Below are 14,691 nucleotides of genomic sequence, written 5' to 3' on the forward strand. Positions count from 1 at the left end.
CCCGGTGAGAAAGGGGAGCACAAGTGAGTGGACCAAAGCCGTCGGCTGAGCAGGTCGGGTCGCACCCGGTTATGCATCTCTCAGAGTTGCTGCACGCGCCGGTCCTGGCCCGGTCGGGCGAGGCTGTGGGCCGGGTGCAGGACGTGATCGTGCGGCTGCGCGGCGCCGACGAGTATCCGTTGGTGAGTGGGATCGTCGCTGTGGTGGGGAGGCGGCGGGTGTTCATCGGCAGCCCCTCCATTTCTCAGTACGCCCCAGACCGCGTGGTATTGGCGACACACAAAATCGATCTGCGCGGTTTCGAACGCCGCGACGGCGAGGTGTTGCTGCGCGCTGATGTGCTAGGACACCGGTTGATCGATGTGGCTGCCGTGGAGTTGGTACGCGCCTATGACGTGGAGCTCGAAGATACCGGCGGCGGGTGGGTGCTTGCCCGTCTGGATACCCGCCGCCCGGCGCGGTTCTTCGGACTAGTCAAAAGTCGGGGTGGGCATGCGGCCCGAGATTGGAAGGCATTCGAACCACTGATCGGCCACGCCCGCTCCGGTGCATCGCGACGTCAGTCAGGCCGGCTCGGCGGGTTCAAACCCGCCGACATCGCTGATCTTCTCGAAGACGCTGACAAAGCCGAGGGTGGGGAGATCCTCGACCGGGTCCGCAGCGACCCGGAATTGGAAGCCGACGTGTTCGAAGAACTCGACCCTGACAAGGCCAGCCGATTGCTCAATGACATGGCCGATGACGAGGTCGCCGCACTATTGGGCCGGATGCGCGCCGACGACGCCGCCGACGCGATCGCAGACCTGCGTCAATCGCGGCGCCGGCGCGTCCTGGAGCTGATGCCGGGCCCGCAGCGCACGAAGGTGATCACCCTGATGGGCTTTAACCCCGACAGTGCCGGCGGCCTGATGAACGTCGACTTCGTCTCCTGCGCCGCAAGCACCACTGCCGGCACGGCGCTGGCACTGATCGCGGGCGCCACGACGATACAGCCCGAGGCATTGGTCAAGATGCATGTCCTTGATGAAGACAACCGCCTGGCTGGTGTCGTGTCGGTGATCGACCTGCTGCAAGCCGAACCCGGTCAAACCGTTGAAGCACTGATGGATTGCGACCCAATTCGAATCGGCGCTGAAGCCGATCTGACCGACGTCGCCCTATTGATGGCCGACTTCAACCTCTACTCCATCCCCGTCGTCGACGGCCAGGACCGCGTGCTCGGGGTTGTCACCGTCGACGACGTGCTAGAAGCCACCATCCCCGAGGATTGGCGTCGCCGCGAACCCGCCCCCCGCCCGGTCCGCGAAATCACCCCACCGCATGACGATCGCGACGCGCCTGCACCAGAGAGTGAGGCGCCGTGACCTCCGGCGAGAAGGCCACCGGCCACGCAGCAGCGACTCACCGATCCGAGTCGCCACCACCGAAGCGCACCGCTGTGCTTGACTCGGCTCACCTCGGTAATATCGAGGGCGCCTTCGGGCGCATTAACGTCGCGGAAACCGACCATCCCCGCACTTTCAAGACGCGGCTGCTGACGCTGCTTGCCATTATCGGTCCCGGAATCATTGTGATGGTCGGCGATAACGATGCCGGCGGGGTGGCCACCTACACCCAAGCTGGCCAAAATTATGGCTACTCCCTGCTGTGGGTGCTACTCCTGCTCATCCCGGTGCTCATCGTCAACCAAGAGATGGTGGTCCGGCTCGGCGCGGTTACCGGCGTCGGACACGCCCGCTTGATCAACGAACGCTTCGGCCGCGGCTGGGGCTGGTTCTCCGTCGGCGACCTGTTCCTGCTCAACTTCCTCACGATCGTCACCGAGTTCATCGGCATCACTTTGGCCGCCACCTACATCGGTATCTCCAAATACATTGTCGTTCCGGTCTCAGCGATCGCGCTCATCGCGATCATGGCCAGCGGCAGCTTTCGCCGGTGGGAGCGGGCCATGTTCGTCTTCATCGCCATCACTTTGGTGCAGATCCCAATCCTGTTGATGGCGCACCCACAGTGGGCCCACGCCGCCAAATCATTTGTGGTGCCGAACATCTCCGGCGGCGTGACCTCGGATGCGGTGCTTTTGATCATTGCCATCGTCGGCACCACCGTGGCGCCTTGGCAGCTGTTTTTTCAGCAGTCCAACGTCGTCGACAAGCGCATTACACCTCGATTTATGGGCTACGAGCGCGCCGATACGGTGTTGGGGGCGTTCATCGTGGTGATCGGCGCCACCGCGCTGGTCATGATCGGCGATTGGGCGGCGCGCTCCACTGGCACAGCAGGTGGTTTCACCGACGCCGGCGCCATCTCGCATCTGCTGGGCCAACACAATTCGACGCTCGGCTGGTTGTTCGCGATCGTGCTGATGGACGCCTCGATCGTCGGCGCCGCCGCAGTGACCCTGGCCACCAGCTACGCCTTTGGCGACGTATTCGGCCTGAAACACTCGCTGCACCGGGGGTTCGCCGATGCCAAACCGTTCTACCTTTCCTACAGCGCAATGGTGGCGTTTGCGGCGGCGATCGTGCTGATTCCTGGCGCCCCCCTTGGGTTGATCACCACCGCCGTGCAGGCCCTCGCTGGCTTGCTGTTGCCCAGCGCCAGCGTGTTCCTCCTGCTGCTGTGCAACGACCGGGAAGTATTGGGCCCCTGGGTGAATCGGCCCTGGCTCAACTGGGTTGCCGGGCTGATCGTCGGCGTCCTGCTGTTGCTGTCGGGAATCCTGATGGCGACTACCTTGTTCCCCGGCCTCGACGTGATCGTTGTCGCCGGCTACCTGGCACTGACCTTGGTCATACTCGCCGCAGCCACGGTACCGGCACTTCGTTGGATGGGTCGCCGCCAGCCCTCACCACCGGCGGCATCGAGCCCGGCGCGGCCTATTGACCGCAATAGCTGGCGAATGCCACCACTGACCTTGTTAGAGCCCGTGACGTGGTCGCCAGGGACCCGTCTAGGCATGATTGCGCTGCGCGGCTACCTCGTCGTCGGCGCCGTCCTGCTCATCGTCAAGGCTGTCCAGCTCAGCGGCCGATGAATTTGGGCCAATCCGAAAGGTCACCAAATGAGCACGCCACGCAACGGGCGATTCGCCGCCGAAGCCAAATACCTACCGCACTACAACGACATCCAACAGATCACCGGAACGCCATCCTCGCCACCATTGCGGCCGCTCTGGCAGTGCCGTTCATGATCATCGAATGTCGATGATGTTGCGCGCGCACCAGCCGAAATCATGTCGGTGGTCCGCAACGCTCCCGCGTTAAAAGACCTTTGACACCCTGAGGGAAAACCAGTGGCCCAAACGAATATGTCTCGTGGGAAACGGTCGACGACCAGCATAATACTGCTCTTTGCTGCGGCGCTGCAAGGACAAGGACCGTGTGTGGGGCTACGACATCGTTGTTTGGCTTGCCACGGGTTGAGCGTGCGAGCGGCGCGCCGGCGAGGTCTGGGTGGTGCAACGTGTTCACGGCTGACGAAACGGCGGCGGCCTGCCCGGGTGTGGGGTGGTGCCCTCCTCGGTCAAAGAACGGGTGTTGACGTCGCCGAATGGCATCCCCTACGGGGTGGGATTGCATCCGAACCGCTGCTCCGCGTAACTCTCTGTCGTACTTCTTCGGTTTTTCTACATCGCTACCCCTTATAGCTGATGCCTCTGCGACCTCGGGGGAATCTCGGCTTTCTGGCTGTCGTCTCTGATCGCTCGCCCGTCGCCTGAACTAGTGACTGTCTGGCGTTGCCGCAGCGCAGCGATCGCGTGCCGTTCAGCGGATTGCGCGGCGCGGGCGAGTGCGTCGCTTTCCTCGGCCGGATCTGGCCGCAGGAAACTGCCCGTGCCGGGGGCGCCGCTGGCGCCGAGCTTGTTCATCCGCTTGGGTACTGCCGCGCCCTGATATTCCAATGGAATTGGGTGACCGTCTTCGTCGACGTCTCCTAGCGGTTGATGTATTTCTATGTAGGCGCCGTGCGGAAGGCGATTAATGATGCCGGTCTCGACGCCGTGCTGAAGCACCGCGCGGTCGCTGCGCTGGAGTCCGACGCACCACCGGTAGGTGATGTAGTAAATGATCGGCGGCAGCACCACCATCCCGATGCGACCGATCCAGGTCGTAGCGTTCAGCGAGACTTCAAACTTGTAGGCCAAGATGTCGTTCATTCCGCTGAAGGTCAGCACCAGGTAGAAGGCGATCGCCATCGCCCCTATGGCGGTGCGCACCGGCGCGTCGCGCGGCCGCTGCAGCAGGTTATGGTGGGCGTTGTCGCCGGTGATCTTGTTCTCGATGAGCGGATAACTCGTCAACAGGACGAATACCACTCCCATGAGCAGCGCCACCCAGAACGCCGCGGGCACGGTGTGGCCCCACACGTACAGTTCCCACGCCGGCCAAAGGCGAGCCAGCCCCTCGGTCCACATCAAATAGAAATCGGGTTGGGAACCGGCCGACACCTGCGACGGCTTGTAGGGACCGAGATTCCAGATCGGGTTGATCTGCAACAGCCCACCCATCAGACCCAAGATGGCTACCGTCATCGCGAAAAACGCGCCGGACTTGACCGCGAACACCGGCATGACCCGCACACCCACCACGTTGTTCTCGGTGCGGCCGGGACCGGGAAACTGGGTGTGTTTCTGAAACCACACCAACGCCACATGCACGCCGATGAGTGCCGCGAAGATCGCCGGGAGAATCAGGACATGGATGGCGTACATGCGCGAAACGATGATGTCGCCGGGAAAGTCGCCACCGAATAGCGCCCAGTGCAGCCATGTGCCGATTACCGGGACGCTCATCGTGATCGATGACAACGCGATGCGCAGCCCGGTGCCCGACAGCAGATCATCGGGTAGCGAATAGCCGAAGTAGCCCTCGAACATGGCCAGAATCAGCAGCAGCGCGCCGATCACCCAGTTCGCTTCCCGGGGCCGCCGAAACGCCCCGGTGAAAAAGACTCGGGCCAGATGCACCATGATCCCCGCGGCGAACATCAACGCCGCCCAATGGTGGACCTGCCGGACGAACAACCCGCTGCGCACTTCGAAACTGATACCCAGCGTCGACTGGTAGGCCTTCGACATCGCCACGCCGCGCAGCGGTTGATAGACCCCGTTGTAGGTGACCTCAGTCATCGACGGGTCAAAGAACAGGGTCAGATACACCCCCGTGATCACCAGCACGATGAAGCTGTACAGGGCCACCTCGCCTAGCAGAAACGACCAATGCGTGGGAAACACCTTATTGAGCTGACGCCGTAGCGCCGCCGAGGGGTGATACCGCGAATCAAGCGCGCCGCCCTGATCAACGAGCACGTCATCGAATTTTTGGCTCATCGGCAACGCAGATGCCGCGAAAGTGAGCAGTGGACGCATCGCTTCACGGCGAAAGTGTTTACCATTTCTGGGGCCGTTAAACGCGTAGCGCGATCCCCCAATGGCTGCCCCGGGCGGCGAACCCGCAGCAGTGGGCCGCAGGCACAATAGTCGAGGCTCGTTCGCGGCACACCCCCCATGCTTTGAGGCGCGTGCATACTGCTTACCTACGGCCAAGCACCACGGCAAGCAGGGTCGACTGTTCGGGTCGACTGTTCGCGTCATCAGTATCGCGGCTCCGCGCCACCGCGTCGTGGATATCTGGCCCGCGGATGTCACGCGGTTAAGTGCTCACCTGCAGTAGAATCGCTGTCAGTAGCAGCGCTAAACTCCGTGACGGCTTTCAAATTTCGTGTCATGAGGGGAACCCAGCAATTGCCCACGCGCAGTAGCCCGTTCTTCACTTTGCGACTGCGGCTGGGCGCCAGCGATACCACCTGGCTCGCGCCCATCGACCCGGAAGCGTTCCGGGCGTGAATGGTAACTGTTACGATCGGGCACCGTGGCCCGCTACGAATCTCCGAATAACGGTGGCGATGACCAGATTAGCTATACAAATCTCGGCCAGAGTCGAAACCAGCCGCGTCTCACCCCTTGGTATCGCAGGCGCGTGGTGTTGTTAGGAGCGGTCCTCGCGATCCTCATCGCCCTGATCACCTGGGGCATCGTCGCTCTGTTCACAGGCGGCCAGGGCGGCAGCCCCTCCATAACGACAACTACGGCAACTACCGCGCCGACCACCAGCACGTCGGGCGGCTTTCGGCTGCCGTCGCTGCCGTCGGAAATCACCCTCCCATCACTGCCGTCGAAAATCACGCTGCCATCGGAGATCACGCTGCCGTCGCTGCCTTAGCCTGAATCCACCGGGGGCTGGTGTTAGCTGACGCCGACTGGTCTGATCATGATTTCGACGGACGGCGTGCTGTATCCGCTGGTCTGCCCGGCTTCCTTGTTGCTCCGCTCCGGCCTTCTCGGCGATCGTCAGGCGGTCAGCCGTGGTGGGCGCTGTCCGATCATGTTGCACCACAACGTCAGCCATGCGTCAGCCCAGGGCCAATGGCTGAGCAGATGCAGAAGAGGTCGGCGTTGAGGTCGGGTCAGGCGGGCCGAAACGTCGACGACCTTGTGGCGCAGTGTGGCGTCCCGCGCGACGGAGTTGCGGTTGATCCCAGCTTGCGGCAACGCGCGGCAGGTTGTGGGCGAAGGCAGCGGGATCGGATCCTGTTGGCGCCGAACGCTCCAAGGGCGTCCGCGCCAGTGGTCCGTTGATCAGGTCGGCGAACACACGCGCAACTTCGGGCGTAAGATCAGCCGCCGACCTCCAATCATTGGACCTCCTGGGACGCGTTGTGTAGGAACGTGCCCATAGGCTTACGGGTCCAAATGCCCGGGTGCCCGACTCGCACTGCTGTGTGGTACCAGCATGTTCCATGCACCCGGCTGGAACCGTGCCGAACGCGTTGTTGAGCCGACGAGAAGCGAGCACACTGCCGTTCTCTGGTGGTCGTTCAGACTGCGCGGTGTAAACGTTTCGCGTCGCGCGAGCCTGGTTCACGACAGATGCAAGGTGTCGTCAGCGGCTTCCGGCGGCCCACGTTGGTGTCGAGGCTTCGCTTCGGACACCCGTTTGCTCGCTGCGGTCAGAAGCCGGCGGGTTGTTCGACGTGGCCGGCAGGCTCGACCTCGATTGTGGAATGGGTTACCCCGTAGCGTTCGGCAAGGAGTTGGCGGCTTGAGTCCAGCACAGCGTGCCAGTTGGCGCCATCGGTTATCACCACGTGTGCGGTTGCGGCCTCCATGCCGCTGGTGACCGTCCAGATGTGCAGGTCGTGGACCTCACGGACACCCGGAATTGCGGTCAGGTCACGGGCGGCGCCGTTGACGTCGACTCCGGGGGGTGCGACCTCCATGATGATGCGCAGCGCTTGACGCATGAGTTGCCAGGTGCGCGGAAGGATGAACAGGCCGATAGCCGCGGCGACAATGGCGTCGATATAGCGGAATCCGGTGATTGCTATCACGATGGCTCCGACGATGACGCCGATCGAACCGAGCATGTCGGAGAGCACCTCCAGGTAGGCCCCCTTGACATTCAGGCTCTCCTTGGCGCCTGCGGTGAGCAGCCGAAAGGAAATGATGTTGACCGCCAGCCCGACCGTGGCCACGATCAACATCGGCACACCCAGTACCTCTGGCGGCGCGAGGAAGCGCCGCACCGCCTCATAGAGGACGTAAAAGGCGACGCCAAATAGCAACAGCCCATTGATTACTGCGGCCAGCACCTCCAACCGGTATGTGCCATAGGTGCGCTGGTCTGCGGCCGGCCGCTTTGCCATATAGATCGCGGACAAGGCGAGCCCGAGTCCGAGCACATCGGTACCCATATGGGCAGCGTCACTGATCAGCGCCAGGGACCCGGTGACGATACCGCCGATGACCTCCACGATGGCATAGGTGGCGGTCAACGCGAATGCGATCATCAACGGTTTCTGATGGCGTTCACCGGCGCTGCCGATGCGCAGCCCGTGCCCGTCACCATCGGGCCGGCTGGGAGTGGGCTCCATAGTGTTATCGCGCTTGCTGGATGAGCTCATCTGGATGTCTCCCGCGTTTAGCTAAATGACCACTACATATTTCACGCTAGCGAGCTGAGGGTCGTCGCCGTCGCCATCTCGGCAAAGTTCACCCGCCATACTGCCAGCAGCGGGCGCAGAAAGCAGGTGGGGCCAAGGCGGGGTGAGTGCCAGCCCGGTGCGCTTCGCGCCACACGGCAAGCGAATCCAGGAAATAGCCGACCGGACAGCCGCTTGATACCAGTAAAGAAAATTCTCACACCGCAGGTCAGAGGCGGTCCGGCCCGGTTGGTACGAGCGGGGTGGCGTCGCCCTGAGCTAGGATCAGCTTCCCGGGATCATGCTGGCAGTGGGGCGGGGCTGCGGAGTCGCCGGCCGTTCAGTAATGCCAGGGCGCACGCGGAGGTCGTTGCTGATGGGCGCTGCTGTGGTGGCGGACGGAGGGCGAAGCGTAGCGACCGGCGCGGACGGGAGCGTCAGCGGACGGGAGCACAGGGAGCGAAGCGAAGCCCGCAGGTGGCCACTGGATGCGTGCTGGTTACACGCTGTGTTCGGTGTGCAGGTGTGGGATGGGGACTGCGAGATGACGGTGGGCCTCGTAGGCTGGCTGGTGTGAGCGGGGTGCTGGCAGAGCGTGCACGGTGGGAGGCCGAGACGCGGCTTGCTCGGCAGCCTCGGCGGTTGGCGCATGTGCGGGGTGTGGTCGCGGCAGCGGGGCAGCTTGGCCGACATTTCGACGCCGAGACTGCTGATTGTCTGGTGGCGGCTGCCTGGCTACACGATATCGGCTATGCGCCGTCGGTGCGCCAAACCGGTTTCCATCCCCTCGATGGCGCGATGTTTGCCCGATCGGCAGGCTTTGGGGAGCTGGTTGCGTCGTTGGTGGCGTTTCATAGCGGAGCGCGCGGGGAGGCATGCGAACGGGGCGTGTCGGGCTTATCGGCATTCAGCGAGCCTCCCCGAGAGGTGTTGGACGCGTTGACGTTTTGTGATTTGACGACTGGACCTGATGGTTCTGCGGTGTCGGTCGAGGATCGGCTCAGCGATGTCTTGGCACGCTATGGGCCCGATGATCCGGTGCATCGGGCTGTTGATGCCGCGCGGGAGGAGTTGCTGGCAGCGGTGGGCCGGGTGCGCGGCTGGCTGTGAGACCAGCTCAGCCCAGATAGGGGCGGTCGCGGTGTTGCAGGTAGTGGTCGATGCGCAGTCGCATCGAGGGGTGCATATCCAGCGCGGCGATGTCGTCGGGGTGGCTCCAGGTGATGTCGGTGCTTTCGTGGTCGATGGCCAGGGTGCCGCCGAGCACGGTGGTGGTGAAGCACAGCGAGAATTGTTGGCGGACTTCCCCGTCGGAGAATGCTACGACGTGATGGGGGTTGGTGTAGACGCCAACCAGCCCTGTGACTCCGACGTCGAGGCCGGTTTCTTCTTTGACTTCGCGCGCGGCGGTGTCGGCGATGGTTTCGCCGATGTCGTGTCCGCCGCCGGGCAGTGCCCATAGGGTGTTATCGCGGCGTTTGACCAGAAGGATGCGGCCTTGTTCGTCGGTGACGATGGCTGAGGCGGACGGGACCACGCTGTTGGGTTGGGGGGCGTTAGGGTCATTGTAGTAGTCGGTCCGCATTCCAAAATCAACCTTTCCTGGTCAGGGCGGTGGCGTTGTCCCAGACACGGTCAAACGCCTGTTCGAGGGTGGTCCAGAGGCGTGGTTCATGGTGGCGGGACAGCACGAGCAGAGGGTTGTTGCGTCCCGGGGAGCCGTAGATGTGGAAGTTGACGATCATGGTGTCATCGACGCGGAAGATTGACGTGTACAGCGTGCTGTCGTGGGTGCGGATGTGTAGTCCCGGTGTGCCCGTATATGGGGTGAGGAGTTCGACGGAGGTGCGACAGCGGGCGATGACGGCTTCTCCGATGCCTTCTTCGGCGCCGCGGATGGTCATGGCGGCGCTGTCGGGGTCTCCGGTGAGAAAACGGACCTGCACGCCGCGCTTGGCGGCGTCGAGCAGGATATCGAGGAATCCGTCGAGCGTGTCGAACAGGAACGTAGCCGCAATCACCAGAATGTCGATGCCGGTGCTCGCATGAGCGAAATGCTGCTTCCATGCGGTGATCGGTAACTGGGTGCGGCTGGCGTAGAGCGTCGCGGTGAATGGCGCACTGGTGATCGTAGAGAGTGTGCTGATCGTGGAGGGCGGGAATTGGTTGGGCCACAGGTCGTGTGGAGTGCAGTCGAGTGCGTCGGCGGCGCGGCGGGCATTGTCCCCCCGGACGTTGAGATCGGTGTTGGACAGCCAGCGTCGAACGGTCTTGAGGTCCACCTCGATCGCGCGGGCGAACTGAGCCGGCGATAGCCCCTTGGCGTGGAGTCGTTGTTTGAGCCGCTCGTTGGGCATCATCGCGAAAACCGGGCAATCATCGGCACTTTCCATGGCCCCTCGCACAGACCTCCCGTGTCGATGCCGCCGCGTGTGGCGGCCTCGGGTTCCAGTGTGCCATGACGGCGGCGACTGGCCCGGTGTCGGGCAATGCCGGCGGTTATGTCCCTGCCTGTGTCTGTAATGCCCGTGGCCGTGTCGGCAACGTAGGCAAAGGTCCCTGGTGATGCCTGCTGTGTCCGCGTGAACTGAAATCTGCGCCTGATCGGGCGTGTACAGATCACGAAAGGAACAGCAGGACAATGCGTTTGAGAATTGATACATCCGGGACGCGGTTCATTGTCACCAGGGCGGCCGAGCCGCGGCTGAATTTCGACACCGGCAGCCCCAAAGTCGACACCGCGACCGGCGTACCGCTCTACGCTGCGCAGCTGCTGGCGTTGGATGACACCGGCGGCGAAGTACTCAATGTGACCGTAGCCGGTGACCCGAAAATCGGTGTGACACAGCAGGTATCGGTGTCAGGACTGGTGGCCATCCCCTGGGCTCAAGGTGACCGCAACGGCGTGGCCTTCCGCGCCGACGCCATTACCCCCACGACCGGCGCCGCTATATCCAGCGAACAGGCGCGCCCGCAGAAATAACCCGATTGTTGGGGCGCGGCGTGGGCGCCTGTCGCGCCCCAACACGGGACTGTTATCGCCGAAACTCGCGGAAGGCACTTGTCATGGCATCAAACAACAAGCACACCAACAGCTCTGGGTCGACTCAAGGCGACTGGTTCGAAGATCTGATTCTGTCTCTGGCCAAGGCCATGGGGTACCTGCTGTGGTGGTCGATTCTCTTCCCCGCCATTAGTATCCCCATCATCGCCAGTCTGGCGGTCGCCATCACCCACGGCCCACAGCCGGGCCTGATCACCGCCGTCGCGTTCGGTGCCGCGTATGTGGGATGGGCATGGCTTGACCCGCGGTCATTTCATGCCTGGGTGACCGAACCGGTGCGGCACCGCTGGCTGACCTGGTCGCGCTACACCCGCACCTGGGAATCGGTGTGCATCTTGCACGGACTGACTGCCCGCCTAGGTGAATGCACCCTCGTGCCAACCCTGCAGTCGGTACACATCGGCAAGACCACCGACGTTCTGACGCTGCGGATGGTCACCGGGCAATCCCTGATTGATTGGCACAAACAAGCCGACGCACTGGCCGCCGCCTGGCGCGCCGACCGGATCACTATCCGTTCGACCGCACCTGGAGAGCTCCGCATCACCCTCATGCGCGGCGACGTGCTGGCTGACCACGTCGACCTGCCCATAGCCACTTCGACAACCTCAGTGGATTTACGGGCGGTGCCGGTCGGGATCACCGAAACTCGCCACTGGTGGTACCTGCCCCTGTTGGGCCATCACGTGCTGACAGCTGGGGCCACCGGGGCCGGCAAAGGCAGCGTGTTGTGGTCACTGATCGCCGGGATTGCCCCCACCGTGAAAACCGGGCTCGTGCGGCTATGCGTGATCGACCCTAAAGGGGGCATGGAACTGGGCGCCGGGGCACCGCTGTTCACGGTGTTCACCCACGACGCCACCGACACCACCCTGCGCCTGTTGCGCCAACTGGTGGAGGTGATGCACGCCAGAGCAAACCGGCTGCGCGGCAAGACCCGTCTACACACCCCCACACCATCCGAACCGCTATTCGTCGTGGTCATTGATGAGATTGCCGCGCTCACCGCCTACGTCACCGACCGCAAAATCCGCGCCGAAATCGAACAACTTCTCGGTCTGCTGCTCTCCCAGGGCCGGGCCGTGGGGATTAGTGTGGTGGCCGCGGTGCAAGATCCGGCCAAAGAGACACTGCCCGTGCGGCAACTCTTCACTGTGCGCATCGGGTTGCGGCTGACCGAAGCCACCCAAACCACCATGGTCCTCGGCCAGGGCGCACGCGACGCCGGCGCTGAATGTGACCGTATCTCCGATGCGACGCCGGGTGTGGGCTATGTGCTTATCGACGGCAGCGCCCAACCGCAACGGGTGCGAGCCTTCCATGTCACCGACCACGACATCACCACCCTCGCTGCGCGGTTCAGCGCACCAGTTCGCCGGTACGGCGGTGACACGCCACGCAATGCCAGCAGTCCCGACTTGGGTGGGGATCGTCCGTGACGATGGCCATCACACCAAAGGGTGCCATGGTGTTGCCCGGCGTTCCTGATTCGATCGACACCGCTGCTGTGGTGGATCAGATGGTGCGCCGCGCCTCCTCATTCGGATATGAAACATGGTGGCAACGAGCAGAATCCGTCGGCTTCTGCGCCCACCCCATTCAACTGGTCAGCACCGATGAATACGGTCGGGATCGAGTGGTATGGACACGGTGCAACAACCGACGCGCCCACATCTGCCCCTCATGCTCAGACCTCTACGCCCGCGACACCTGGCAACTCGTACACGCCGGCGCCGCAGGCGGCCACCACGACATGCCCGCCGCGGTGGCGCACCGCCCGCAAGTATTTGTCACCCTCACCGCCCCCAGCTACGGGGCTGTCCACACCACCACGAAGTCAAGGGACAAGGACCAGCAGGTATGCCGCGGCCACCGTCGGATTGGTGGATACCGCCGCTGCCCGCACGGAAAGCCCTTATGGTGCAGCACCACCCACGACCATGATGATCCACACGTCGGCCAGCCACTCTGCCGAGAGTGCTACGACTATGCCGGGCACGTGCTGTTCACCTGGCACCTTCCCGAACTATGGCGCCGCTTCACCATCGCCCTGCGACGCGCGCTACGCAAAGAACTGAAAGCCGCCACATGCGACCTGGATACGGTGCGGGTCAGCTTCATCAAAATCGTCGAACTGCAGGCCCGCGCCATCCCGCACATCCACGCTCTGATTCGCCTTGACCCCCACGACGATCCCGATCAGACCGAGTGGGAATCACCGATTAGCGCAACAGACCTCGCCAGCATCATTCAGTACGCCGCCCGCGCCGTGACGCTCACCATCCAGGACCCAACCGCCGACAGCGCCGTGCGGACGATCATTTTCGGCACACAGCTCGACACCCAGCCCATCAGCGCATCCTGTGAGCCGGTGACGAGTGCCCCAACAGAACAGAATCCACCTACCGGCCGATCGCTATCCGGCAGACAGGTGGCGCGCTATCTCGCCAAATACGTCACTAAATCAGTGGCCGACCTGGGGATCAACGCACGCCGTCTCTCAACCGAGGCGATCCCGGACTTGGATGTGTCTGAGCATGTGCGCGCCATCCTGACCACTATCAGCGAGCTCGCCGACCAAGGGCTAAGCGGCATCAGACGCTGGTTGCACACCCTCGGGTTCCGCGGCCACATCACCAGCAAATCCCGCCGTTACTCCACCACGATGACCTCCCTACGTGAACGCCGCGCTACCTGGACTCGCGAACAACACTCGAAAAGCACTGCACGCCAATTTGGTTCAGGATCGAGTGACGATTCCGCTAGCCCCGTTGATAATGAGGATCTGGTGGGGTGGGAGTTTGACCGCGCCGGCCATGCCAGCCTCGGTGAGCGGACCTTGATCATCAGTGCCTCACTACGGCGCATTCAACAGCGTCATACCGCGCGCGAGGCACAACAACCGCAGCGCAGCGGCTTTCCTGTCGAGGTGCCCGATGGCTAGCTTCCCGGCGCACGCCGCGAGCCAGCGGAGTGAGAAACCCTATAGCCGTGAAGAATTCACCGCCTGGCTGATCAAATCCTGTGAGCGCCAACAACTCGCAGTCACCATCGCCAACCCCGCCATCCTTGCCGACATCGCCACTTTGCTGCGCTGAGCTCACAGCCGACACATCCGGGTGCTGGCCACGAAAGAGTATCAACGTTCGAGTTGTTCCTTGCCTGGCCATATCAGCGCAATCCGTTGGCTGACAGTTGATGTCAAGGCCGTGCCGCCGGCGGTCAACCAGGGGTTGAGCCTTGACGCCAAGCGTCAGCCAACACACACTCGACTGCGACCAGGCAACAGGACAGCCGTGATTCAGCGACCGGTTCACTACGCGATGCGCACTGGCCAGTTATCCGGGTCGCCCGGGACAGTGTGCGATGAGCTACCACCCCGATACCCGACCCGACGCCCCAGTTTTGCCACCGCGACGGGCGCTCGTGGTGCACGAGCGCCACATGCCAAGGTCGCTGGATACGACACCGAAGCCAAGACCCGAGATGGTCTACCTGATGGACTAGAAAGACCCGGCCTGATGGACTAGAAAGACCCGGCGCGTAGACGAAGCAGCGCAGCCATCGTCGGGGAACCCAATTATACCCGCCTTCCGCAGTACCAGTCAAACAACTGTGTGCCCCCATCCGCAAATATAGTTGTT

Annotated in this window: 13 protein-coding genes and 1 pseudogene; 9 read left to right on the forward strand and 5 right to left on the reverse strand. The window is 63.0% G+C overall.

What is annotated here, in order from left to right; translation table 11 throughout:
- Positions 1-71 precede the first annotated feature (71 nt).
- From AC0KTM_RS15445 to AC0KTM_RS15455, 3 genes are all read left to right on the forward strand, one after another.
- Complete coding sequence (locus AC0KTM_RS15445; protein WP_008260758.1) at positions 72-1,364, forward strand: magnesium transporter MgtE N-terminal domain-containing protein; 1,293 nt, start codon at positions 72-74, stop codon at positions 1,362-1,364.
- A 74-nt stretch (positions 1,365-1,438) separates the two neighbouring features.
- On the forward strand, positions 1,439-3,037 hold the full coding sequence (locus AC0KTM_RS15450; protein ID WP_008257385.1) for an Nramp family divalent metal transporter: 1,599 nt from the start codon (positions 1,439-1,441) through the stop codon (positions 3,035-3,037).
- 27 nt (positions 3,038-3,064) lie between these two features.
- Positions 3,065-3,193 carry a hypothetical protein gene (locus AC0KTM_RS15455; protein WP_255642287.1) on the forward strand — a complete coding sequence of 43 codons (129 nt, stop codon included), beginning with the start codon at positions 3,065-3,067 and terminating at the stop codon, positions 3,191-3,193.
- A gap of 450 nt (positions 3,194-3,643) precedes the next feature.
- Here the strand turns inward: AC0KTM_RS15455 and qcrB are convergent, their stop codons facing one another.
- The gene (gene qcrB, locus AC0KTM_RS15460; RefSeq protein ID WP_036429510.1) at positions 3,644-5,332 is read right to left on the reverse strand and encodes a cytochrome bc1 complex cytochrome b subunit; all 1,689 of its coding nucleotides are present in this window, start codon (positions 5,330-5,332) and stop codon (positions 3,644-3,646) included.
- Positions 5,333-5,873: 541 nt separating this feature from the next.
- On the opposite strand from qcrB, the gene AC0KTM_RS15465 reads away from it, so the two are divergent.
- Positions 5,874-6,224: a hypothetical protein gene (locus AC0KTM_RS15465; protein ID WP_225325533.1), complete on the forward strand. Its 351-nt coding sequence runs from the start codon at positions 5,874-5,876 to the stop codon at positions 6,222-6,224.
- 128 nt (positions 6,225-6,352) lie between these two features.
- Here AC0KTM_RS15465 and AC0KTM_RS15470 read toward each other — a convergent pair.
- Positions 6,353-6,529, reverse strand: a pseudogene (locus AC0KTM_RS15470) (IS1380 family transposase); the annotation flags it as partial.
- Positions 6,530-7,011: 482 nt separating this feature from the next.
- Positions 7,012-7,935, reverse strand: coding sequence for a cation diffusion facilitator family transporter (locus AC0KTM_RS15475; RefSeq protein WP_008260765.1), 924 nt, complete (start codon positions 7,933-7,935; stop codon positions 7,012-7,014).
- Between the two features lie 621 nt (positions 7,936-8,556).
- Between AC0KTM_RS15475 and AC0KTM_RS15480 the strand changes: the two genes are divergently transcribed.
- Positions 8,557-9,093 carry an HD domain-containing protein gene (locus AC0KTM_RS15480; protein WP_036429517.1) on the forward strand — a complete coding sequence of 179 codons (537 nt, stop codon included), beginning with the start codon at positions 8,557-8,559 and terminating at the stop codon, positions 9,091-9,093.
- Between the two features lie 7 nt (positions 9,094-9,100).
- Here the strand turns inward: AC0KTM_RS15480 and AC0KTM_RS15485 are convergent, their stop codons facing one another.
- Positions 9,101-9,568, reverse strand: coding sequence for an NUDIX hydrolase (locus tag AC0KTM_RS15485; RefSeq protein ID WP_008260777.1), 468 nt, complete (start codon positions 9,566-9,568; stop codon positions 9,101-9,103).
- 7 nt (positions 9,569-9,575) lie between these two features.
- Positions 9,576-10,376, reverse strand: coding sequence for a helix-turn-helix domain-containing protein (locus tag AC0KTM_RS15490; protein WP_008260779.1), 801 nt, complete (start codon positions 10,374-10,376; stop codon positions 9,576-9,578).
- 248 nt (positions 10,377-10,624) lie between these two features.
- Here AC0KTM_RS15490 and AC0KTM_RS15495 point away from each other — a divergent pair, with 248 nt between their 5' ends.
- The 4 genes from AC0KTM_RS15495 (at position 10,625) to AC0KTM_RS15510 (ending at position 14,145) form a co-directional block, all read left to right on the forward strand.
- A complete protein-coding gene (locus tag AC0KTM_RS15495) occupies positions 10,625-10,966 on the forward strand; it encodes a hypothetical protein (protein WP_008260780.1) in 342 nt (113 codons plus the stop codon).
- Positions 10,967-11,049: 83 nt separating this feature from the next.
- The gene (locus AC0KTM_RS15500; RefSeq protein ID WP_014942901.1) at positions 11,050-12,486 is read left to right on the forward strand and encodes an FtsK/SpoIIIE domain-containing protein; all 1,437 of its coding nucleotides are present in this window, start codon (positions 11,050-11,052) and stop codon (positions 12,484-12,486) included.
- Positions 12,487-12,488: 2 nt separating this feature from the next.
- Complete coding sequence (locus AC0KTM_RS15505; RefSeq protein ID WP_310917267.1) at positions 12,489-13,991, forward strand: replication initiator; 1,503 nt, start codon at positions 12,489-12,491, stop codon at positions 13,989-13,991.
- The gene (locus AC0KTM_RS15510) at positions 13,984-14,145 is read left to right on the forward strand and encodes a hypothetical protein (RefSeq protein ID WP_008260783.1); all 162 of its coding nucleotides are present in this window, start codon (positions 13,984-13,986) and stop codon (positions 14,143-14,145) included. Before AC0KTM_RS15505 ends, AC0KTM_RS15510 begins: the two co-directional genes overlap by 8 nt.
- Positions 14,146-14,691: the final 546 nt, after the last annotated feature.

The organism is Mycobacterium sp. NTMscope_Eco_3 (assembly GCF_976985685.1).

What these genes read in the sequence shown, in the direction of transcription:
- AC0KTM_RS15445 (WP_008260758.1), top strand. Translation starts at nt 72, where the DNA reads ATGCATCTCTCAGAGTTGCTGCACGCGCCGGTCCTGGCCCGGTCGGGC.
- AC0KTM_RS15455 (WP_255642287.1), top strand. Translation starts at nt 3,065, where the DNA reads ATGAGCACGCCACGCAACGGGCGATTCGCCGCCGAAGCCAAATACCTA.
- qcrB (WP_036429510.1), bottom strand. Translation starts at nt 5,332, where the DNA reads ATGAGCCAAAAATTCGATGACGTGCTCGTTGATCAGGGCGGCGCGCTT.
- AC0KTM_RS15475 (WP_008260765.1), bottom strand. Translation starts at nt 7,935, where the DNA reads ATGGAGCCCACTCCCAGCCGGCCCGATGGTGACGGGCACGGGCTGCGC.
- AC0KTM_RS15485 (WP_008260777.1), bottom strand. Translation starts at nt 9,568, where the DNA reads ATGCGGACCGACTACTACAATGACCCTAACGCCCCCCAACCCAACAGC.
- AC0KTM_RS15490 (WP_008260779.1), bottom strand. Translation starts at nt 10,376, where the DNA reads ATGGAAAGTGCCGATGATTGCCCGGTTTTCGCGATGATGCCCAACGAG.
- AC0KTM_RS15495 (WP_008260780.1), top strand. Translation starts at nt 10,625, where the DNA reads ATGCGTTTGAGAATTGATACATCCGGGACGCGGTTCATTGTCACCAGG.
- AC0KTM_RS15500 (WP_014942901.1), top strand. Translation starts at nt 11,050, where the DNA reads ATGGCATCAAACAACAAGCACACCAACAGCTCTGGGTCGACTCAAGGC.
- AC0KTM_RS15505 (WP_310917267.1), top strand. Translation starts at nt 12,489, where the DNA reads ATGGCCATCACACCAAAGGGTGCCATGGTGTTGCCCGGCGTTCCTGAT.
- AC0KTM_RS15510 (WP_008260783.1), top strand. Translation starts at nt 13,984, where the DNA reads ATGGCTAGCTTCCCGGCGCACGCCGCGAGCCAGCGGAGTGAGAAACCC.